Origin of the sequence: Comamonas serinivorans (assembly GCF_002158865.1) — a bacterium.
Taxonomy (GTDB): domain Bacteria; phylum Pseudomonadota; class Gammaproteobacteria; order Burkholderiales; family Burkholderiaceae_C; genus Comamonas_E; species Comamonas_E serinivorans.
Window position 1 is genome coordinate 3,555,807 of record NZ_CP021455.1, and the last position, 21,664, is coordinate 3,577,470.

Consider the following 21,664-nt stretch of genomic DNA (forward strand, 5'->3'; position numbering starts at 1 on the left):
GTGCGTCTGTGCGACGGGCAACGGGCAACGGGCAACGGGCAGCGGGCAACGGGCAACGGGCAACGGGCAACGGGCAACGGGCAACGGGCAACGGGCAACGGGCAACGGGCAACGGGCAACGGGCAACGGGCAACGGGCAACGGGCAACGGGCAGCGGGCAGCGGGCATCAAACCATCGGCAGGCGGCCGCCGTGTCGCTCGGCCAGGCTGCCCGCATCGGGCAGGTGCGCGCAGGCGGGGCACCAGGGCTGGCGGTAGACGCGGGCGCGTTGCGACTGCAGCGTGCGCAGGTCAACGTGGGTGCTGTGCTCGATCCAGGCGGCCTGGCCACCGGGCGAGCCGGCGGCTGTCAGCACCTGCAGCAGCAGGGCCACCGACAGGGCCGGCTGCGCCAGGGCCTGCGGGCTGGGCGGCACGGGCGCATCGGCCCAGCGCCGCACGGTGCGCGTCCCCAGGCAGGCCAGGCAGGCGGTCTGGCCCGGCACCACCCACGGCCCGATGACGACCGAATGGTGGTAGGCCAGGTCGAGCAGCAGGTGAGGCCTGGTCTCCAGGGATTCGCAGTATGCCGGCAAGGCCGTTTGCCAATCATCGGTGGTTCGCACGTACACCACCACCTCGTGACCCAGATCGACGCCCGTGTCCGAAGCACCCAAGGCGGCCACGCCAGCGTCGGCCACGCGCTGCAAACGCACCAAGGCCTGACCGGGCTCCACGTCCGGCGCGTGCGCAGCGCCGGACACACCGCCTGTGGCGGGCGGCGCGTGATGCCCCTGCACCTCGTTCGGCGGGACCAACGCACCTGTCGCCAGTTGCCGGTCCAGCTCGGCCAGCCAGGCCGGTGCAGGCCGCCCCCACCAACGCACCACGACCCGGCGCACGGGCTGCACCCCGCCCTGCGGCACCACCGCCCCCACGCGCCGCAGTTGGCGCAGGGCCGCGGCGCACGCCGCATCCTCGCGCAAGGCATCGAGGGCGTCCGCGGCGCCGCTGTGCCAGGCCGCATGCAGCCGGCGTGCGGCCTCGGCATGGGGCAGCTCGTCGACCCAGTAGCACTCGTCGGCACCGGCGCTGACGATGAGCTGCAGACCGGCCGGCCCCGACCCACCGACGGCCTGCGGGTCGTGATTGGCGGTGGCCGCCGTGGACTCAGTCTCGGTCTCGGTCTCGGTCTCGGCCGCAGGCATGGGCACGGTGGCCGTGCCGGTCCCGCTCCCGGTTCCAGTCTCAGGCCTGATTCCTGCTCCAGTTCCCGTTTCGGCTTCCATGCCCGTGTTGGTGCCGGGATCGGCCTCGACCAGGCTCAACTGCCAGGCTGGGCTGCGCACCCATCGTTCATCCATGTCCGTATCCTTGCCGCCATGCCGCGTCACCTGGTCCCGCCCGCCTCGTCCACCGAGCCGCCCTTGCTGGCGGCCACGGTGTGGGCCGGTGTGCTGGGGCTGGTGTTCACTGCGGGCTACCGCCTGACCAACGCCCACGCGGCGCTGGCGCCAGCCGTGCGCGTGGCCCTGCCCTGGGATTCTGCCGTGCCGTTCTGGGCCTGGACCATCGTGCCCTACCTGAGCCTGAACCTCATGCTGCCGCTGGCCTTGTTCGCCTGCGCCGACCGGCGCGCGCTGCATGCGCTGGGCGCGCGCGTGCTGGCTGTCATGGTGTTGAGCTTCGCCGTCTTCTGGGCCTGGCCCACGGCCAGCGTGCACATCCAGCCCCCGATGGGCCTGCCCTGGCAGCCGTGGTTCGACGGCCTGCGCGCGTTCGAGGCACCGGTGAACCAGGTGCCGTCGCTGCACGTGGCCGTGCTGGTGCTGGTCTGGCAGGCCATGCGCGCCCGCGTGCCCGTGCGGCTGCGCGGGCTGTGGCATGGCTGGTGCGCGCTGGTTGCGTGGTCCACCCTGGCCACCTGGCAGCACGGCCTGGTCGACGTGGCGGCGGGCGCCGCGCTGGGGTGGCTGGCCGGGCAGTGGCCGCGGGACGGGGCGCGCAGGCTGGCTTGAGCGCGCGCAGCCCGTCTGGCGCGGGTCTTCGCGCGCTGCTGTCGGCAGGGGTCTTCAGCGCGCCAGCGGGTCGGCCCGAGCCCCATGAGGCGTCCCGTGCCCAGGCGTCCCCTGCCCTCGTCATCCCGCGCTGATCCCGCTCGCGCGGCGCAGCGGGCGTGAACAACGCCTGATTGCCAACGGCAAGGCCTGCGAGCAGGACGGGGTGCTGTCGGCACGGTTGACCCATTGCGGACCGACATCACCAGCACGTGGCGCCAGTCCGGACAGCGTCATGCGCGGGGCTCGGCGCCGCTGGCTGGTGCAGGCCGCGCTCATCCGCCAGACGCAGCGCCGGTGCCATGACGGGCGCGCGACGCGCGCCCCCACCGGGCTGCTGGTGGGCCACAGGCCCACCCCTCCAAGTTTTCAAGATGACGGGTATCAGGCCATGGTCATTTTCAAGCCAACGACCATGGCACCATACCCCATTGCTCGACTCAACCGAGCGAATCACCTGGCCATGCGCGATGCGAGGCGCCAGGCGATGCCTCAGGCCGAGGGCTTGTTGCGCTCGGCCTTCTTCTGCGCCAGCGCCTGGGCCACATGCGGCGCCACAAAGCGGTCAACCTCGGTGCCCAGCAAGCCGATGTCGCGCACAAAGGTGCTGCTGACGTACTGCAGCTGGCTGTCGGGCAGCAGGAAGATGGTTTCCACGTCCTGCATCAGGTTGCGGTTCATGCCGCCCAGCTGCACCTCGTAGTCGAAATCGGTGGCGCTGCGCACGCCACGCACCATGACCTTGGCGTCGTTGGCCCGCACGAAATCGCGCACCAGGCCGTCGAACGGCGCCACCGACACCGCATCGCCCAGCGCCTGCACCGAGGTGCGCGCCAGCGCCAGGCGCTCGTCCAGCGTGAACAGCGTTTTCTTGTGGTACGCCGCGGCCACGGCCACGATGACGTGGTCGAACAGGGCGACGGAGCGCTGGAGGATGTCTTCGTGACCCAGGGTGATGGGGTCAAAGGTGCCGGGGTAAACGGCCACGACGCGTCGGCTCATGGGCTTGCTCTCACTGGGGACGTTGATCACGGCGGGCATTGTGCCCTGCACGCCACGCGTGCCGCGAGCACCTGGGCAACGGGGGCAGCCACGTGCGCCGACCCGTCCTATGCGGCGATCGGGCTGACGTGCGGGACGGATTGAGGTGAAGAGACAGCCTCATTCCCGCCCCATTGCGCGTGGTTCGGGAGGCGGCCCATGCTGCGCTCCAGCCCAGCCGTGCTGGGCATGAGGCACCTCGCCCCCGCTGCGGTCCCGCGACGGCGGCCTGCGCGGCGCGCAGGCACAGGTGTTCGTACCAGGGCACGGCGATCAGCTGCACACCCAGCGGCAGGCCGCCGTTGTCGGCGAGCCACAGGGGGTGCGGCCAGCACCGGGGCTGCCCGCGAACGACATGCTGCGCCGGCGACGTTCCAGGGCACTGCCGCCGTGATGCCACAGGTGCCGCTTTTTTCCCGGTGCCGCAGTCGCGCCCAAGCTGCACGGTGCCAACGGCTGCGCGACGTGGCGGATGGTGGCGCCCAGGATGCGGGCGGCGTCGAACATGCTGTCGCAGTCCCACGTCGCCATGGTCTCGCCGGACGCGATGCGGGGGCCGTTCGCTCAGCCAAAGTGCACCCGCCGGGCGCCGGGCCAGGTGGGCTCGGGCGGCTGGTCGGCCTGCGGCGCCACGCCGACGTAGCGGGCGCGGGGCCGGATGAGCTGACCGCTGTCGCGCTGCTCCTGCGCATGGGCGATCCAACCCACGGTGCGACCGAGCGCGAACAGCACAAAAGCGCTGCCCATGGGCAGGTGCAGCGCGCGCCGGACCGCCACCAGCGCGTAGTCCAGGCTGGGGTGCTGGCCGGTGTGGGCCAGCACCTGGGCCAGCAGGCGCTCGCGCGCGGCATCGGGTGGCAGCTGGCGCAGCAAGCTGGCCGCCCGCGGGTCGCCCTGCGGGTACAGCGGGTGACCGAAGCCGGCGCAGTAGCCCGGCGCCAATCCCCCGGGCCGCCGGGCCAGTTGCGCCCGCAGCGACGGCGACAGGCCCTGGGCGGCGGTGCGGCCATGCCAGGCGTCCCACTGGGCCTCGATGCGCTGCGTCATGCCGCCATGCAGCGGGCCGGACAAGGCTGCCAGCCCCGCGCCCAGGCTGGCATGCAGGCTGGCGCCCGACGAGGCCACCACGCGCACGGCGAAGCTGGAGGCGTTGAGTTCGTGGTCGGCGCACAGCACCAGCGCACGCCGCAGCACGTCGGCCGCGTGTGCCGATGCACCCCATCGCCTGGCCAGCCGGCGGTGCAAGGCCTCGCCCGGGTCGGCGCCGCGCGGGCTGCCGACGGGCTCATCGTCCAGCAAAGCCGTCGCCATGTGCCCCAACATCGCCCAGGCCAGCCCATCCGGCGTGCGCACATCGGGCCAAGCGGCGTGGGCCAGCGCATGGGGGGCGTGCCAACGCGCGAGCGCCAGCGCCACCTGCCGTGCCACATCAGCCGCGGCGGTCGCCACAGCCGCATCGGCCTGATCAGCCCGCTCGGCATCGACGGCCATGCCTGCCACCTCATCGGTGCCGGTCTCGTTGGCCTTGGCCACGGCGACCGCTTCATCCGCCCCGTCCCCATGGGCACGGGTGGCCTCCTCATCTGTCCCACGCCGAGGGGCCCTGGCATGCCCCTCCTGAACGCGTGACGCAAAGAGCGGGCCGGTCGCACGCTCGTCTGAAGCCCGGCCGGTCTCGTCCAGCGATCGCGGTTGGGCATGCGGGGCGGGTGCGGCCTCTGCACACACCGTTGGCGGTTGGCCCTGGATCGGCGTTGCCTCGGCCACGCCGCCGTGCGCCTGCGCCCCGCCCGATGGCCCCAAAGCTGGCGCAATGCCCTGCCACAGCAGGCGCGCCGTGTCCTCGAGCGTGGCGTGGTCGGACCAGGCCACCGCCTCCACACCCCGGTAGTATAGCTTGCCCTCGTCGACCAGGGTGACGGCAGAATCGAGTACTGGCCGTCCCCATTCGAGCGCCGCTTGCGCGACGCGGGCCGGGTTGCGCACCGTGCGGCGTTCGCGCACCAGGCGCATCACGTCGCTGCGCAGGTAGCGGCTGGCGCGCTCGCCCGGCAGGCGCTCGGCCTGCAGTTGCCCGCGGCTGACGTAGCTGTACAGGCTGCCGCGCTGGATGCCGAGCAGGCGGGCCGCCTCTGCAGCCGACAGCCACGGCGCCTCGGGCGCGCCGGCTGACGGATCTGGGGCAACTGGCGCAGCGGGGATGGTCCGGCGTGAAGGGCGAGGCGTGGGCATGGCGGCAAGCCTACCGAAGCGCGCGCCTGCCCGCTGGCCGAGCTTTGGGCACATCCCGCCGAGGCCGCGCCGCGGGGTGCCATCCTGGCGCTTGCCAGTGAACCCGACCCGGGCCTCATCCGGCGGGCCGCCACGTGTGGCTGGCGTCTTTCAGGCAGTCGGTGACGCCTTCCTGGCTCAGGTCGTGGCCTGGGTGCTGGTGCGCTACCAATTCCCGGCAAGCGCATCGTCGATGCCCTGATCCATATCGATCTGACGGAACACGATCCCCCGCGCCGACCAAGCGCCTCGGCAGCACGAAGCCGCCTGACCCGCGCCCTGACGCAGCCTGGATCGTGTACGGGCCCACGCGACCCGGTCTCGCCTTCATGTGTTGATGCAGCCCATCAAGCTTGACCGCGAACCGGGCCGCGCGCTGCAATGGCATCCAGACCGAAGGGGTCGGCCGACAGCGCGAACTGCAGCGCTCTGAAAACGTCCGCCCTGCACCGTCAACTCCATCGCCCCGCTACTTGCCCACCGACATCGTCACCATGTCCTCCACCCCGCCCTCGCTCACCACGCCGCTCCCCCCGCCCTCGGCCACCGCCGTGCTGCACGCCCTGTGGCAGGACCTGGACCTGCCATCCGCCGACCTGACCCGGGTGCGGCTGACGGGCGCCAACCCCGGCTTCTCCTCCAGCTTCGCCCTGGGCGAGGCCGCCCAGGCCGCGGTGGCCGCCAGCACCTTGATGAGCAGCAGCCTCGGTCAATGGCGCCAGCCCCAGGTGCAGCCGCTGGTGGCCCACGTCGACATGGCCCATGCCCTGGCGGAGACCACCGGCTACTTCACGCTGGCAAGCCAGCGCCCGGCCCAGTGGGCGCCGACGTCGGGCCTGTACCCGTGCGGCGAGGCCATCGGTGAACCCGGCTGGGTGCGCATCCACGCCAACTTCGCGCACCACCGCGATGGCGCCTTGCACCTGCTGGGCCTGCCCACCGGCGACGCCACCACCCGCGAGCAGGTGCAGGCGGCGCTGCGCCACGTGTCCGCTCAGGCGTTCGAGGCGCAGGCGGCCGAGCGCGGCCTGGTGGTGGCCGCGGCCCGCACGCGCGCCGCGTGGCTGGCCCACCCCCAGCAGGCGGCCGTGGCTGCGCAGCCGCTGGTCGCCCTGACCCCGCTGGACGACGGGCAACCCGCGGCCCCGCTGCGCTGGCGCCCCCTGGCCGACGCCGCGCCGCCACTGCAGGGCCTGCGCGTGCTGGACCTGACGCGCATCCTGGCCGGCCCGGTGGCGGCGCGCACGCTGGCCGCCCACGGCGCCAGCGTGCTCATGGTCAACAGCCCCCACCTGCCCAACATCGAGGCCATCGCCGATGTCAGCCGCGGCAAGCGATCCGCGTGGCTGGACCTGCGGGCCACTGCCGACCGCGAGCGCCTGCACCAGCTGGTGGGCGACGCCCAGGTCTTCCTGCAGGGCTACCACCCCGGCGGCCTGGCGGCGCTGGGCTTCGGCCCCGAGGCCCTGGCGCGTGCGCGGCCCGGCCTGGTCTACGCCAGCCTGTCCGCCTATGGCCGCCAAGGGCCCTGGGCCGACCGGCGCGGCTTTGACTCGCTGGTGCAAACCGTGTGCGGCCTGAACCTGGCCGAAGCCCAGGCCCTGGGCACCCTCGAGCCCCAGGCCTTGCCGGTGCAGATCCTGGATTACTGCGCAGGTTTTCTGCTGGCCTTCGGCATCCAGGCCGCGCTGTGGCGGCAGCAGACCCAAGGCGGCAGCTGGCACGTGGCGGTCAACCTGGCGCGCGTGGCCGAATGGCTGTGGTCCCTGGGTCAGCGCCAGCCGCCCAGCACCGCGACCCAGCCCGCAGCCGCCGGCGTGCCCGACGCCGTCGCGCCCTTCCTCGAGACGCTGGACAGCGGCTTCGGCCCACTGTGCGCCGTGCGCCACAGCGGGCAGTTGCTCAACCGGCCCGTGCACTGGCCCCACCCCGCGGCACCGCCCGGCAGCGCGCCGGCGGCGTGGTGGTCTTGACGCCCCGTTGCTCCCACTTCCATCCCGCACATCCAGCAACAACGCGTTCTGCAGCCACGCTGGCTGGCGTCCATCACGCGGCCGTGCCTGCGCCCGGTTGGCCAACCGGTCCACGCGGCGGTGCTGTGAACCCCCACGTTGCAAGGCGCACCTTGCGGTCCTGAAGAAAGGCTCCCGCCATGCAATCGAACATGGCGGAATGAACCCCTGCTGCAAGGCGCCGCGCACCCTGCGCACCAGCCAGACATCAACCCATCCTCCACACCGGCTGCTGGCCAACGCGGGTCGCGCCTGCGGGTCCGCAGCCTCGGCATGAAGCGGCTTGAACCCCATTGCAGGCTCACAGCCATCCCCACGCAGTATGGGCTGATTACCGTTCAACGTGAAACGGCAATCAGCCCATACTGCATTGTGAAAAGATCTGCTTCTGGTACACCGTCTCTCGCGAGGTGAGCAGCTGAAGCCAGGGCAGCGCACCCGACACGGCCTGCGCAGGCCCAGGTCTGCGTGGGCCCCGGCCACGCCAGTCGACGCGCGGTTGGGAACGCATCGCCCGATGCCCGATGCCCGATGCCCGATGCCCGATGCCCGATGCCCGATGCCCGATGCCCAGCATGCACGCATCGTGCCGGTGGCTCAGCGGCCGACACCGCAGCCCTGGCGCCTGCGCTCAGCCCCGGCCCACGAAGGGCATGTTCGTGGCCATGATGGTGTGGAACAGCACATTGGCCGACAAGGGCAGGCTGGCCATGTACACCACCGACCGCGCCACGTCGTCCACCGACATGCGCGGCTCTTCCATGAGCTGGCCATTGGCCTGCAGGATGCCGGCGGCCATGCGCTCGGTCATCTCGGTGGCGGCGTTGCCCACGTCGATCTGGCCGACCGCGATGCCATGCTTGCGGCCATCGAGGCTGGCGGCCTTGGTCAGCCCCGACACGGCGTGCTTGGTCGCCGTGTAGGCGATGGAGTTGGGCCGCGGTGCCGTGGCCGAGATGGAGCCGTTGTTGATGATGCGGCCGCCCTGGGGCGACTGCGCCTTCATGAGCTGGAACGCGGCCTGCAGGCAATAGAACATGCCGTTCAAGTTCACGTCCACCACCTGACGCCACACGGCCAGGTCCAGCTCCTCCAGCGGCACGCCGGGTGCGCCCCGGCCGGCGTTGTTGAACAGCAGATCGAGGCGGCCGGCTTCGGCCCGGATGCGCGCAAACGCCGTCTGCACCTGATCGGGCTGGCTCACATCGGCCACCACCACGCGCGCGCTGCCCGGCACGCACAGCGCCTGCGTCTCGGCCAGCGGGGCCTCGCGCCGGCCCAGCAGGTAGACCTGCCAGCCAGCCTGGCTCAAGGCCACGGCGCTGGCGCGGCCGATGCCGGCACCCGCGCCGGTCACCAAGGCCACACGGGGGGAAGACGACGGGGCGTCGGTGCTCACGATATTCACTCCTGACAAGGACACGCCAGGGGTGCGCACATGCACCCCTCCATCAAGCAGTATGCCGGCACCGCCGTTTTTTTGACAACGACAGTGCCGGCATACCTCACATCATTTGCGTTTGCCGGTTTTGCGCTTGCCGCTGGCTTCGGGCCCGCGGCCGCGGTCGTTGCGCGCGCCACGGGCCGGCGTTTTGCTGGCCTGGCGCCCGTCCTTGCGCGCGGGTGCGGGTGCGGCGGCCTCGGCCTTGCCGGCCTGCCGGTGCACCTTGGCCTTGTTGGCACCGCGCGCACCGGCTTCGCCGCGGCGCGGGCCGTCGGCGGGTGCATGCTCGTCGGCACCCGCCATGCGGAAGTCGATGCGGCGACCATCCAAATCCACGCGGCTGACCTGTACCTCCAGCTTCTTGCCGATGTGGAACCGCACGCCCGTGCGTTCGCCGCGCAACTCCTGCCGCACCTCGTCGAAGCGGTAGTAGTCGCCGCCCAGCTCGGTCACGTGGACCAGGCCTTCCACATACATCTGGTCCAGCATGACGAACACGCCAAAGCTGGTGACGGCGCTGACGGTGCCGGTGTACTGCTCGCCCAGGTGCTCCTTCATGTAGCGGCACTTGAGCCAGTTCTCCACGTCGCGGCTGGCCTCGTCGGCGCGGCGCTCGTTGGCGCTGCAGTGCAGGCCCGCCCCCACCCAGGCGTCGTAACGCTTGGTGTCGGCCTTGCTGCGGTGGCGCGGCGGCGGCGCATCCTTGGCCTTGGCCGATTTGTTGAGCCGGCGCTGCAGGTTCTCATGCGCCTCGCCAAACGTGGGCAGCGTGGGCAGCTCGTACACCCGGTCCTGCAGGATGGCCTTGATGACGCGGTGCACCAGCAGGTCGGGGTAACGGCGGATGGGGCTGGTGAAGTGCGTGTAGGCCTCGTAGGCCAGGCCGAAGTGGCCGGCGTTGTCGGGCGTGTAGATGGCCTGCTGCATGGAGCGCAGCAGCATGGTCTGAATCTGCGGCGCGTCGGGCCGATCGGCCACCTGCTCGGCGATCAATGCCAGGTCCTTGGGCGAGGGGCGGTCGCCCAGCCGGTTCGGAATGCCCAGGGCCTTGAGGTAGTCGCGCAGGATCTCGGCCTTCTCCGGCGTGGGGCCCTCGTGCACGCGGTACAGCGCCATCTGGTGGTTGGCCTCGATGAAGTCAGCCGCGCAGACGTTGGCCGCCAGCATGGCCTCTTCGATCAGCTTGTGCGCGTCGTTGCGCGTGCGCGGCTCGATGCGTTCGATGCGGCCGTTCTCGTTGCTGATGATCTGGGTTTCGATGGTCTCGAACTCCATCGCCCCCCGCACGCGCCGCGACCCCGACAGCGCCTTGTACAGGTCGTGCAGGTGCAGCAGGTTGTCCACGCGGGCGGCCCGCTTGGTCGCCTCGGGGCCGCGCGTGTTCTGCAAGATGGCCCACACCTCGTCATACGTGAAGCGCGCATGGCTGTGCATGACGGCCGGGTAGAACTGGTAGGCGTGGATGTCGCCCTTGGCCGTGATCAGCATGTCGCACACCATGCACAGGCGATCCACGTCGGGGTTCAGCGAGCACAGGCCGTTCGAGAGCTTCTCGGGCAGCATGGGCACCACGCGGCGCGGAAAGTACACGCTGGTGGCGCGGTCGAAGGCATCGGTGTCAATGTCGCCACCAGACTTCACATAGTGGCTGACGTCGGCAATCGCCACGAGCAACCGCCAGCCCTTGCCGCGCCCAACCTTGGCCGGCTCGCAGTACACGGCGTCGTCGAAGTCGCGCGCGTCCACGCCGTCGATGGTGACCAGCGGCACGTCCGTCAGGTCGATGCGGCCCCGCTTGTCGGCCGTGCGCACGGTGTCGGGCAGGTCCTGCGTCTCGGCCAGGCAAGGTGCCGAGAACTCGTGCGGGATGCTGAACTTGCGCACGGCGATGTCGATCTCCATGCCGGGGTCGTCGATGTCGCCCAGCACCTCGATCACATGCCCCACGGGCTGGCCGAACAGCGCCGGCGGCTCGGTCAGCTCGACCACGACCACCTGGCCGGTCTCGGCATGGGCCGTGCCGCCGGGCTGGATGATCACGTCCTGCGCGTAGCGCTTGTCTTCGGGGGCCACGAGCCAGATGCCGCTTTCCTTGAGCAACCGACCAATGATGCGGTTGACGGGCCGGGCCACGATCTCGAGCACGTGGCCTTCGGGGCGGCCGCGCCGGTCAACCCGGCCCAGGCTGACCTTGACCACGTCGCGGTGCAGCACCGCACGCATTTCATTGGGGGGGAGATAGATGTCGGGTTGGCCGTCGTTGCGTTGCACGAACCCGTGTCCGTCGCGGTGACCTTGCACCACGCCATCAATTTCTTCTGACAAATTTGTCTTTCTGTGATTTTTCGGGCTAGAATAACAGCTTCCCTGATGCCCAGGTGGCGGAATTGGTAGACGCACTAGTTTCAGGTACTAGCGGGTAACTCCGTGGAGGTTCGAGTCCTCTCCTGGGCACCATCATCAGACCACGCAACCGCAGGTTGCACCGTTTGTCGAAGGTGACTTTGGGTGGTTGGGGAAGCATGTGGGATGCAGGTCATGGAGCCACATCATGCATGAACAATTTGACGTGGGTTTTGGCCTTGGCCGCAAACCCCACAAATCCTGAAATGCCCAGGTGGCGGAATTGGTAGACGCACTAGTTTCAGGTACTAGCGGGTAACTCCGTGGAGGTTCGAGTCCTCTCCTGGGCACCACCATGCTGCGCAACGTGTTGTGGCATTGCGGTGGATTGATCGGTGATTTGACAATTTGATGTGGGGTGGAGTTTCCAGTCCACAAATCCTGAAATGCCCAGGTGGCGGAATTGGTAGACGCACTAGTTTCAGGTACTAGCGGGTAACTCCGTGGAGGTTCGAGTCCTCTCCTGGGCACCAACAGCAGGTTGGTACAGCAAGCAAGGCTTGATCGGTGACGGTCAGGCCTTTTTTGTTGCCTGGGGGAACACCGGTTGCACCCAACCACAGGACGCTGGCGGCCGGGCGGGATTCCCGGCCTGACCAATACGCCACAAGGGCTCGACAATGTCGGCATGACACCCTCGATCCCCGATCGCCTGCCGGTGGACGGCAGCCTGCTGGACCACGGCGTGGTGTGGCCGGCCGACGCCGCCGACGCCCTGCTGCGCAGCCTGCTCACCGCCATCCCGTGGCAGCACGATCAGGTGGTGCTGTACGGCAAAACCATCACCACGGCACGGCAGGTCTGCTGGATGGGCGACGAGGCTTACACCTACCGCTATTCCGGCGACCGCAAGGTCGCGCAGCCCTGGCCGCCCGCCGTGTTGCCGGTCAAGTCCCACATCGAGGCCCTGACCGGCGAGCGCTTCAACAGCTGCCTGGCCAACCTCTACCCCACGGGCCAGCAGGGTGTGAGCTGGCACAGCGACGCCGAGCCCGAGCTGGGCCCCACGCCCACGATCGCCTCCGTCAGCCTGGGCGCGGCGCGGCGCTTTGTGCTGCGCCACCGCGAGCGGGACCTGGAGGTGGAGGTGCTGCTGCGCCATGGCAGCCTCATCGTGATGTGCGGCCAGTCGCAGGCGCGCTGGAAGCACCAGTTGCCCAAGATGGCCCGTGTGCACAGCCCACGCGTGAACCTGACGTTTCGGCAGATCCTGTCCAGTTGACCAAATTTGAGCAGTATCCAGACACCATCGATTCTTCTTAAACGGATGCCGAGGTGTACTCCGTCAGAATCAAAGGCGCACACCCATCACAGCCGCTTGCGCATGTGGACGTGCGGGATGCCCACCTCGTCGTAGGGTTCGCCTTCGGGCTGGTAGCCCGCCCGCGCATAAAAGCCCTGCGCACCGACCTGCGCCGACAGCAGCACCGCGGTGTCGCCGCGTGCACGCGCCGCCGCCTCCAGCGCCTGCAACACCTGCTCGCCCAAGCCCAGGCCCCGCAAGGGCTTGAGCACCGCCATGCGGCCCAGCTTGGCCACGCCGTGTTCCGCCGGCAACAGACGCCCCGTGGCCACGGCCTGGCCCAGGCCGTTGCGGGCCACGGCGTGCAGGCAGTGGGCATCGGCGGCGTCCCACTCCTCGTGCTCGGGCACGCCCTGCTCGTCGACGAACACGGTGCGGCGCAGCGGCGCGGCATCCGCCTCCAGCTCGGCCCAGCTGCCCGTGGTGACTTCGGTCATGGCGCCGCCCTGTGCGTGACGCTCGAGCATGGCGCGGAAGGCATCGGGAATGCGGGCAGGCACCTTGGTCCGCACATCGGCGAACACATACAGCAGCTCGGCCGTGGCGATCAAGCGGCCCGCCACAAACAGCGCCCCGTCGATCACCATGGAGCTGTTGCCCAGGCGGCCGGTGCGCACGCAGATGTCGAGCAGGTCATCCATCTGGGCCGATGCGAGGTAATCCACCGTGGCCTTGCGCACGAAGAATTCGCCGCCCATGCGGGCCATGCCCGAGGCGTAGGGCAAGGCCATGTCGCGCCACCACTCGCCCACGGCCACGTCGAAGAAGTTCAGGTAATGGCCGTTGAACACCACGCCCTGCATGTCGAGTTCGGACCAGCGCACGCGCATGCGGTGGTGAAGGCGAAAATCGGCGGGCTGGGGCAAGGCGGTCATGGGACACTCACAGGGTTGAGACAGGGGCGATTGTCAGGCCTGCCGCGCATCCGGCAAGCTGGCGCATGACACCCTTTGCACACTGGCAGTATCCAGCCTTTGCCGTTTTTAAATGAACGAGGGTGGCCAGATACTGCCATTTTTTGACCTGCCGGCGTTCGCCCCGCAGGCCAACGCGCTTGAGGACATCCGCCACCATGACGCTCACCATCCCCGTGTTCCGCAGTTTCGACCAGGCCAAGGTCGAGGAGTTCTACCTCGGCTTCCTGGGCTTTGCGCAAGACTGGACGCACCGCTTTGACGCGAACGCGCCGCTGTACCAGCAGCTCAGCCTGCAGCACCCGACGCACCCCGAGCTCCGCTGTGTGCTGCACCTGTCCGAACACCACGGCGACGCCTGTCCCGGAGCCGCCGTGCGCATCGCCTGGGCCGACCTGGCCACCTTCCAGCAGCAGCTGCTGGACCAGCAGTACCGCTACGCCCGCCCTGGGCTGGAGACCACGCCCTGGGGCATGCGCGAGGTGCGGCTGGCCGATCCGTTCGGCAATCGCCTGGTGTTTGCCGAGGACCTGCCCGAGGGCGCATGACGGCTGGCCTGGGGCCGGACCACGGATTCCGATGGCGGCAGCGGCGGTCAGCCGACAGATCGACGCGGTCATGACCTTGCCACCGCTGCCCGCCTGCGCGGCCGGACTTCAGCCACGACCGGGCTTTGCCTTCTGCCCAGGTCCCACGCTGGGGAAAAGCGACGAGTTGGTTCAATTTTCAGCAGTATCAGCCCATCGCCGTTTATGTTGAATCGATCATGGCTCCATACTGCATGAGATTTTGATGACACCTGCACGGCCGTGCTGCGCGTGGCGCCATGGCGCCCAGGCACATCAGGTGAACCCCACGGCACCCAGCCACCACGGCGCCAAGCCCGGGCCCGAATCGCGGTCCAACAAGGCGCCGGCCGCAACCGTCACGGGCACCGTCGAGCCCGGCACTCAGGCACTCAGGACGTCGCCGGACTCGGCGGGCGCCTTCGCGATGGCCAGCGCCTTGGCCACGCTGGCGCCCAGCAGCAGGATGGCGAACGAGAAGTACATCCACATCAGCAGCACGACGAGCGAGCCCGCCGCGCCATAGGCCGACACCATGGCGGCGCCCGAGAGGTAGGCCGCCATCAGGCTTTTGCCGACGGTGAACAGCAGCGCCGCGAAGGCCGCCCCGGCCCACAAAAAGCGCGTCGAGGGCTTGCTGCCGTCGCAAATGCGCATCAGGCCAAAGAACAGGGCCACCACCAGCGCAAACGACACCCCCTCGTTCACCCAGCGCCACAGGCTGGCCAGGGGCAGGTACTGGTTCAACCAGTTGGCCATGATGGACAGCACGGCCGACACCACCAGCGACACGACCAGCAGCAGGCCCAGCACCATGAGGTAGCCCACCCCACGGGCCCGCACCACGGCGATGTGCCACCAGGGTTTGGCTTCGGCACGAGCGCCCCAGATGGTCTTCAGCCCATCCTGCAGGGCCACGAACACGCCGCTGGCGCCCGACAGCAGCACCACGAAGGCGATGACCGAGGCGACGATGCCCTCGGACGGCGTGGTCGCGCTGCGCGTGGCCTGCAGCAGCAGCTCGGCGGCACGCGGCCCCATGATGTCGGTCACGTGGGCGATGAGCTGGTCTTGCACCATGGCCTTGTCCAGCCACCAGCCCAGGCCGGCCACCACCACCACCATGAGCGGCGCCGCACTCAGCATGGCGTAGAACGACATCGCGGCCGCCATGCGCAGGCCGTCGGCACCCAGCCAGCCCTGCACCGCCTGCACCAGCCAATGCCGGCGCACGCGGCTCACGCCGCCCGCCGCCGTCTCACTCAAACGCGCCACCGTGGAGGGAACGGCCTCAGCCGCGCCGCGCGGACGTTCCGGCGCTGCCAGCGCCGATGTGGAATCCGAAGTCTGCATGGGTCGACTCTAACGCCCGCTTGCCCGCCCGGCCCGTCGGCACCCGTCACAGCCTGTGTAGGACAGGTTTGTCGCCCTGCCCCCTGCAGCCTGACGGGAGCGGCATCGCCCACCTCGTGATCCTGCCGCCTGTTCGGCGGACCACCCGTGCTCAGCGCAAGCCGCCGACGTAGCGGCCACGCCGCAAGGGCATGGGCGCGTCGGGCGGCGCCGGTGTGGCCGTGCTGTCCGCCCAGCCGCTGGGCAGCACGGTCTGGGGCCCTGTCGGCCATTCTGACGCCGGGCCGCGGCTGTCGCGAAATGGCCGCGTCTCGGGTGGCCGGGTGTCTGCCGGTCGCGTGTCTGCCGGCCGCGTGTCTGCGGGCCGCGCCTCGGGAATCCGCGTCTCGGCCGGCCGCGTGTCGCGTGCCTGCGGCGCCAGGCTGTCGGACCACGCACCGGCCTCGGCGCGCTGGCCCGGTCGGCGCGCGGGCCGTAAGCTGGTCATGGCCGCGCCGAAGCGCAAGGCCAGGCTGCCCAGCTCCTGGTCCATGTGCTCGTGGGCATGCGCCAGCGCCAGGTCGACCATGGCCAGCCCATACTCCCGGTTGCCGGCCATCCACTCGGTGTCGGTCACGCGCCCGACTTTGCGCCGCAGGGCCACATGCAGGTGAGCGGCCATGGCCAAACGTTCGCTGTCATTCATGTCATCTCCTGCCGGATCCAGGCACCGGATCCGTTCCATCCACAGGCCGCCTGCGGGTCGCGCCGCCGCCTTGCGGGCAGCGGCAGCGCGGGGCAGACGCGCTGGGGCACCGGGTGGGCCTCAGTGCTGCCGTTCCAGGTGCACCCCCAGGTCCAGACCATGCGCCTCCACCTCAGGCGCCACCCGCCAGCGCGTCACCAGCCGGATGCCCAGCATGATGAGCGCCGTCGCCACCGCGCTGTAGCCCGCCACCGCCAGCACGGCGATGGCCTGGTTCAGCAAGCTGGCCGCCTGGCCCGAGATGGCCGGCACCGCAAAGCACGCCGTCAGCAGCGAACCCACCAGGCCGCCCACGCCATGCACGCCGAACACGTCCAGCGAATCGTCCACACCGAGCAGGCGCTTGAGCCAGGTCGCGCCCCAAAAGCACACCACGCCCGCCACCAGGCCAATCCACAGGCCACCGCTGACCTGCACAAAGCCCGCCGCCGGCGTGACGGCCACCAGGCCGCCCACCATGCCCGACACCAGGCCCAGCAAGGTCGGCGCACCACGCACCAGCCATTCCACCAGCAGCCAGGCCAGCCCGCCCGCAGCGGCCGCCACCAGGGTCACCAGCAGGGCCAGCGCAGCGCGTCCGTCCGCCGTCAGCGCCGACCCCGCGTTGAAGCCGAACCAGCCGATCACCAGCAGCGCGCCGCCCATGGCCGTCCAGCCCAGGCTGTGGGGCTCGAACGGCTCCTGGCCAAACCCGCGCCGCGGCCCCAGCAGGGCCGCCACCACCAGCGCCGCCACACCCGCGTTGACGTGCACCACGGCGCCGCCCGCGAAATCGAGTGCCCCCATCTTGTGCAGCCAGCCCGTGGGCGCCCAAACCCAGTGCGCGACCGGCGCGTAGACCAGCACGCTCCAGAGCGCCGCGAACACCAGCAGCACCCCAAAGCGCATGCGCTCCACCACCGCCCCCACCACCAGGGCCGTGGTCAAGATGGCGAAGCTGAGCTGAAACATGGCGAACAGCGCCTCGGGCAGGTGCGGCGCCAGCGGACTCACGGTCAAGTGCTCGCGCACCAGGTCGTAGTCAAACGCGGCGAAACCCGCGCGGCCCAGACCGCCCAGCCACGACGAGCCGCCGCCAAACGCGAGCGAATAGCCCAGCGCAAACCAGGTCAGGGTGACCACGCAGGCAATGGCCAGCACCGAGCACAGCGTGTTGACGACGTTCTTGCGCCGCACCAGCCCCGCGTAGAACAGGGCCAGGCCCGGCAGCGTCATCAGCAACACCAACGCCGTGGCCACCAACATCCAGGCCGTGTCGGCCTTGTCGATGGCCGAAAAAAGCACCCCATCCATGCCGCATCCTTGTGCTTATCCTCAAATGATTACTTTTTGATGCAGGTTCCGTGCCAACTGCGGCAGCGGGCGCAGGCCCGCCGATGTGCGGGCACCCCACCCTAAAATGGCCGGCTTTGGGCAAGCGGTGCCACGCCGACACCCGGCGCGCGGCGAGCCGCGCCCGGATCCCGTCGCTTTTTCTGGAGCCAGCATGGACTTTCTGAACATCATCAAAAAGCAATTGATCGAGGTCATCGAATGGACCGATGACTCGCGCGACACGCTGTCGTACCGCTGGCCCGACGACGACAAGGAAATCAAGAACGGTGCCCAGCTCATCGTGCGCGAATCGCAGCAGGTGCAGTTCGTCGCGGCCGGCCAGTACGCCGACCTGTTCAACCCCGGCAAGCACACGCTGTCGACCGAGAACATCCCCATCCTGTCCACCATCCTGGGCTGGAAATACGGCTTCCAGTCGCCGTTCAAGTGCGACGTCTACTACCTGAACACGCGCCTGTTCACGGGCAACAAATGGGGCACCTCCAACCCCGTGATGATGCGCGACCAAGACTTCGGCGTGGTGCGCATCCGCGCCTTCGGCACCTACGACTTCCGCATCGTCGATGCGCCGCTGTTCCTGAAGGAAGTGGCCGGCACCGACCAGAACTTCCGCCTTGACGAGTTCAACGACACCATGCGCTCGCGCATCGTCAGCGTCTTCACCGAGGCGCTGGCCAAGGCCCACGTGCCCGTGCTCGACGTGGCCACGCGCTACAGCGAGATGGGCGACGCCCTGCTGCAGATCATCAACCCCAGCGTGCGCGAGAAGTACGGCCTGGAGATCACCAGCTTCATCCTCGAGAACGTGTCGGTGCCGCCCGAGGTCGAGCAGGCCATCGACAAGCGCGCCTCCATGGGCGCCATCGGCAACCTCAACGACTACGTCAAGTACCAGATGGGCCAGGCCATGACGGCCGGTGGCGATGCCAGCGCCACCGCCACCCTGCCCGCCACCATGGCCATGGGCTTCGGCATGGCGCAGGAGATGATGAAAAGCATGCAGCAAGGCGCAGGCGGCCCGGGGGCCGCTGCGGCGGGTGACCCGTTCTCGCCGGCGGCCGCGCAGGCGGCGCGGGCCGGTGCCGTCGCCGGCAGCGCCGGGGGTCTGCAGGTGCTGACGCCCGAACAGGCGGCCGAGGTGCTGTCCGTCGCACCGCAGGACGTGATCGCCGCCATCGAGGCCGGCGAACTCAAGGCGCGCAAGATCGGCACGGCCTGGCGCATCTCGCAGGCGGCACTGGACGAGTACCTGCGCGGCGGCTGACGGCCCGCCCCGCACCCTTTCTTCCTTGGCAGTATGCAACCCTTCTCGTTGATTGGTCAACGGGAAGAACCTCATACTCCCTGACCATCGAACCGCTTCGCTCGCCGCGTACCGCCTGCCGTGAACACCAGCCCTGCCCGCTTCGAACCCGTCACCCCCAAGGTGGTGGGCAAGCACCCCTGCCCCGAATGCGGCGCCGACCTGCAATGGAACGCCAAGGCGCAAAGCCTGCGCTGCCCCTATTGCGGCACCGTGGTGCCCTGGAGCGACGAGCAGCGGCAGGCGCTGGACGCGTCCGTGGTCGAGCAGGACCTGGAAACCGCCCTGCGCAACCCGCCCCAGGGACGCGGCTGGGGCGATGCGCGGCGCGAGGTGCAGTGCCAGAGCTGCAAGGCCATCTCCGTGTTCGTCGACGGCCGCGTGGCACAGCGCTGCGACTTCTGCGGCTCGCCCGCCATCGTCGCGCACGAGGAGCGCAACGACGCCATCACGCCACAGTCCATCCTGCCGTTCAAGCTCAGCGACGGCCAGGTGCGCGACACCGTGCGGCGCTGGTACGGCTCGCGCTGGTTCGCCCCCAACGCCCTCAAGCGCCTGGCGCTGACCGACACGCTGCACGGCGTCTACCTGCCCTACTGGACCTTCGACGCCCACGTGCAGGCCAGCTGGACCGCCGACGCCGGCCACTACTACTACACCACCGAAACCTACCGCGACAGCAACGGCAACACCCAGACGCGCCAGGTGCAGCACGTGCGCTGGACGCCGGCCGCGGGCCAGCTCGCGCACTTTTTCGACGACACCCTGGTGCCCGGCACCCAGGGCGTGGCGCTCAAGCTGCTGCGCGCCGTCGAGCCGTTTCCCACCACCTCCGACCTCCAGCCCTACAGCCCCGAGTTCGTGCGCGGCTGGACCGTGGAGCGCTACCAGGTCGACCTGGCCCAGGCCGCCCGGCTCGGCCAGCAAGAGATGGAAGATGCCACGCGCGCCCTGTGCGCCCAGGACGTGCCAGGCGACACCCACCGCAACCTGGTGGTGCACAGTACCTTCCGGGGCCGCACCTTCAAGCACATCCTGGTGCCCATCTGGCTGGTGGGCTACACCTACGGCAGCCGACAGTTCCAGGTCGTGGTCAACGGCTACACCGGCACCATCGCCGGCGACCGGCCCTACAGCTGGGTGAAGATCACCCTGGCCGTGATCGCGGCGCTCATCGTGGCGATGGTGCTGTTCTCGGTCTACGGCGCGCAGCGCTGAAGCGATCCGCCGAGCGGGCGCGAGCGCATGGCAAGCCCGCTACATCGGTCCGCCTGGTAAGCCGCACGCCGAGGTCCGCGCTGGTTCACAAGGCCGATGAATCCGGGGCCGCCTTGAAGCTGGCTGGCCAAGCAGGCTGACATCCCCTGCATCTCATGGTCCGGCTGAACGGGATGCCGAGATTGCCGCCCCTCAGGGCGGACATTCGGCTCGCGGATCCGGCCGTCGTTGGCAATGTCGATCTGCAGCGCTCTACGCCGCCATCGACAGGACCTGAACACCAGCGCGCCCCGGTGTGCGCCTTGGGTCCTGCGGCCGCAACCGCTGTCCCAGCACGAAGTGACAGCCAACGCCCCCGCCAGCGAGCCCGGTGCACGTCGAACCCGCCGGTCCCGCTCAGTCGCTCACCTTCCGTAGGCAGGCATGCTTATCCCTTTGAGCAGTATGAATGCATTTGCGATCATCTTGAATCGGCCACTGCCTCATACCCCCATTTGAACGACCAAACTCACCAACCAGCCAACTCCTCGCCACCGGCCGGCCAAGGCCTGCGCCACAATGCGCGCATGACCATGACCGTGCCGGCTTCCGCCTCCCTGATCCAGCCCCTGCCCGACGGCCCCCTTGATGTGGTGGGCGACATCCACGGCGAATGGGACGCCTTCCAACAGCTGATGCAGCACCTGGGCTACGACGCCCAGGGCCGCCACCCCCAAGGGCGCAAGCTCATCTTCGTGGGCGACCTCTGCGACCGCGGCCCCGACAGTCCGGCCGTCATCGAACGCGTGGCCGACTGGGTCGCCGCAGGCCGGGCCTGGGTCACCATCGGCAACCACGAGATCAACCTGCTCGCGAACGACGCCAAGGACGGCTCGGCCTGGTTCTTCGATGCCCGCATCGCCTCGGACCGCGACCGCTACGAGCCCTATGCCCGCGCCACCGACGCCGGCCAGCGTCAGGCCATCCGCGACTTCTTCGCCAGCCTGCCCGTGGCCCTGGAGCGCGACGACCTGCGCGTGGTGCACGCCGCCTGGTCCGAGCCCCAGATCCAGGCCGTGCGCGCCTTGCCGCTGGGCCAGGTGGGCCAGTACTGGAACCAGTACGAAGAAGAAACCAACCGCGAAGCGCGCCAGGGCAGCCTGGCCACGCGCATGCTGCAGGAAAGCCGCGACTGGCCGCACAGCCTGGAAGACGGCGCACACCCGCCCCCGTTCCTGCCCGCGCACGCCGACAAGGAGCTGTCCAAGGCCATGCACAACCCGATCAAGGTGCTGATCACGGGCGTGGAACGGCGGGGCTCCGTCCCCTTCTTCGCCGGCAACAAATGGCGCTTCGTCGAGCGCGTGTCGTGGTGGGACGGCTACGACCAGCCCACGCCGGTCATCGTCGGCCACTACTGGCGACGCGACCCCGGCGTCAGCCGGGGCCCGGCCCACAAGGGCGACCTGCACATGTTCGAGCAGATCCCCACCCACGCTTGGCACGGCCTGCGCCACAACGTGTTCTGCGTCGACTACTCGGTGGGCGGCCGCTGGATCAGCCGCCGCAACGGCCAGCCGCCCATCGGGGCGTTTCGCCTGGCCGCCATGCGCTGGCCCGAACGCGAACTCGTGTTCGACGACGGCGAGCGCGTGCCCAGCACGGCCTTCGGCGCTTGAGCCCGCGCCGCGGCCGAGGCGGCGCCACCCGGGCGGCCATGGGGTCGCCGGGCGCGCTCCGC

At 69.7% G+C, this 21,664-nt stretch carries 17 protein-coding genes, 3 tRNA genes and 1 pseudogene; 10 read left to right on the top strand and 11 right to left on the bottom strand.

What is annotated here, in order from left to right:
* Positions 1–167: 167 nt before the first annotated feature.
* Positions 168–1,343, bottom strand: a complete 1,176-nt coding sequence (locus CCO03_RS15165) for a TOMM precursor leader peptide-binding protein (protein ID WP_157667718.1) — start codon at positions 1,341–1,343, stop codon at positions 168–170.
* Between the two features lie 18 nt (positions 1,344–1,361).
* Between CCO03_RS15165 and CCO03_RS19890 the strand changes: the two genes are divergently transcribed.
* Positions 1,362–1,997 carry a phosphatase PAP2 family protein gene (locus CCO03_RS19890; RefSeq protein WP_157667719.1) on the top strand — a complete coding sequence of 212 codons (636 nt, stop codon included), beginning with the start codon at positions 1,362–1,364 and terminating at the stop codon, positions 1,995–1,997.
* Between the two features lie 531 nt (positions 1,998–2,528).
* Here CCO03_RS19890 and coaD read toward each other — a convergent pair.
* The 3 genes from coaD to CCO03_RS15180 all read right to left on the bottom strand — a co-directional run bounded on the left by coaD (position 2,529) and on the right by CCO03_RS15180 (position 5,309).
* The gene (gene coaD / locus CCO03_RS15175) at positions 2,529–3,038 is read right to left on the bottom strand and encodes a pantetheine-phosphate adenylyltransferase (protein WP_087284764.1); all 510 of its coding nucleotides are present in this window, start codon (positions 3,036–3,038) and stop codon (positions 2,529–2,531) included.
* A gap of 312 nt (positions 3,039–3,350) precedes the next feature.
* Positions 3,351–3,584, bottom strand: coding sequence for a hypothetical protein (locus tag CCO03_RS19895; RefSeq protein ID WP_157667720.1), 234 nt, complete (start codon positions 3,582–3,584; stop codon positions 3,351–3,353).
* A 57-nt stretch (positions 3,585–3,641) separates the two neighbouring features.
* Positions 3,642–5,309, bottom strand: a complete 1,668-nt coding sequence (locus CCO03_RS15180) for a citrate synthase family protein (RefSeq protein WP_169717479.1) — start codon at positions 5,307–5,309, stop codon at positions 3,642–3,644.
* Positions 5,310–5,842: 533 nt separating this feature from the next.
* Here CCO03_RS15180 and CCO03_RS15185 point away from each other — a divergent pair.
* Entirely contained in the window at positions 5,843–7,321 is a 1,479-nt protein-coding gene (locus CCO03_RS15185) for a CoA transferase (protein WP_087284767.1), read from the top strand.
* A 670-nt stretch (positions 7,322–7,991) separates the two neighbouring features.
* Here CCO03_RS15185 and CCO03_RS15190 read toward each other — a convergent pair.
* On the bottom strand, positions 7,992–8,759 hold the full coding sequence (locus tag CCO03_RS15190; protein WP_205690317.1) for an SDR family oxidoreductase: 768 nt from the start codon (positions 8,757–8,759) through the stop codon (positions 7,992–7,994).
* A gap of 111 nt (positions 8,760–8,870) precedes the next feature.
* The gene (gene rnr / locus CCO03_RS15195) at positions 8,871–11,129 is read right to left on the bottom strand and encodes a ribonuclease R (RefSeq protein WP_087282410.1); all 2,259 of its coding nucleotides are present in this window, start codon (positions 11,127–11,129) and stop codon (positions 8,871–8,873) included.
* A gap of 47 nt (positions 11,130–11,176) precedes the next feature.
* On the opposite strand from rnr, the gene CCO03_RS15200 reads away from it, so the two are divergent.
* The 4 genes from CCO03_RS15200 (at position 11,177) to CCO03_RS15215 (ending at position 12,429) form a co-directional block, all read left to right on the top strand.
* Positions 11,177–11,261: transfer RNA gene (locus tag CCO03_RS15200), tRNA-Leu, on the top strand.
* A 154-nt stretch (positions 11,262–11,415) separates the two neighbouring features.
* Positions 11,416–11,500 (top strand) — tRNA-Leu (locus CCO03_RS15205).
* Between the two features lie 95 nt (positions 11,501–11,595).
* A tRNA-Leu gene (locus CCO03_RS15210) sits at positions 11,596–11,680 on the top strand.
* Positions 11,681–11,835: 155 nt separating this feature from the next.
* On the top strand, positions 11,836–12,429 hold the full coding sequence (locus CCO03_RS15215; protein ID WP_087282412.1) for an alpha-ketoglutarate-dependent dioxygenase AlkB family protein: 594 nt from the start codon (positions 11,836–11,838) through the stop codon (positions 12,427–12,429).
* 86 nt (positions 12,430–12,515) lie between these two features.
* On the opposite strand, the gene CCO03_RS15220 is transcribed toward CCO03_RS15215, so the two are convergent.
* Together CCO03_RS15220 and CCO03_RS19900 are read right to left on the bottom strand one after the other, a co-directional pair.
* A complete protein-coding gene (locus tag CCO03_RS15220; protein WP_087282414.1) occupies positions 12,516–13,385 on the bottom strand; it encodes a YbgC/FadM family acyl-CoA thioesterase in 870 nt (289 codons plus the stop codon).
* A 7-nt stretch (positions 13,386–13,392) separates the two neighbouring features.
* Positions 13,393–13,584, bottom strand: coding sequence for a hypothetical protein (locus CCO03_RS19900; RefSeq protein ID WP_157667721.1), 192 nt, complete (start codon positions 13,582–13,584; stop codon positions 13,393–13,395).
* Between CCO03_RS19900 and CCO03_RS15225 the strand changes: the two genes are divergently transcribed.
* Positions 13,583–13,972 carry a glyoxalase superfamily protein gene (locus CCO03_RS15225; RefSeq protein ID WP_087282417.1) on the top strand — a complete coding sequence of 130 codons (390 nt, stop codon included), beginning with the start codon at positions 13,583–13,585 and terminating at the stop codon, positions 13,970–13,972. The genes CCO03_RS19900 and CCO03_RS15225 overlap by 2 nt on opposite strands.
* 402 nt (positions 13,973–14,374) lie before the next feature.
* On the opposite strand, the gene CCO03_RS15230 is transcribed toward CCO03_RS15225, so the two are convergent.
* From CCO03_RS15230 to CCO03_RS15240, 3 genes and pseudogenes are all read right to left on the bottom strand, one after another.
* Positions 14,375–15,343, bottom strand: a complete 969-nt coding sequence (locus tag CCO03_RS15230; protein WP_087282420.1) for a YihY/virulence factor BrkB family protein — start codon at positions 15,341–15,343, stop codon at positions 14,375–14,377.
* A gap of 498 nt (positions 15,344–15,841) precedes the next feature.
* Positions 15,842–16,028 (bottom strand): annotated as a pseudogene (locus CCO03_RS20520) (hypothetical protein); the annotation flags it as partial.
* 120 nt (positions 16,029–16,148) lie between these two features.
* Positions 16,149–17,381, bottom strand: a complete 1,233-nt coding sequence (locus CCO03_RS15240) for an ammonium transporter (RefSeq protein WP_087282424.1) — start codon at positions 17,379–17,381, stop codon at positions 16,149–16,151.
* Positions 17,382–17,574: 193 nt separating this feature from the next.
* Between CCO03_RS15240 and CCO03_RS15245 the strand changes: the two genes are divergently transcribed.
* The 3 genes from CCO03_RS15245 (at position 17,575) to CCO03_RS15255 (ending at position 21,602) form a co-directional block, all read left to right on the top strand.
* Positions 17,575–18,687, top strand: a complete 1,113-nt coding sequence (locus CCO03_RS15245; protein WP_087282426.1) for an SPFH and helix-turn-helix domain-containing protein — start codon at positions 17,575–17,577, stop codon at positions 18,685–18,687.
* A 162-nt stretch (positions 18,688–18,849) separates the two neighbouring features.
* Complete coding sequence (locus tag CCO03_RS15250) at positions 18,850–19,944, top strand: TFIIB-type zinc ribbon-containing protein (protein WP_087284771.1); 1,095 nt, start codon at positions 18,850–18,852, stop codon at positions 19,942–19,944.
* Positions 19,945–20,510: 566 nt separating this feature from the next.
* Positions 20,511–21,602: a metallophosphoesterase gene (locus tag CCO03_RS15255; RefSeq protein WP_236903868.1), complete on the top strand. Its 1,092-nt coding sequence runs from the start codon at positions 20,511–20,513 to the stop codon at positions 21,600–21,602.
* Positions 21,603–21,664: the final 62 nt, after the last annotated feature.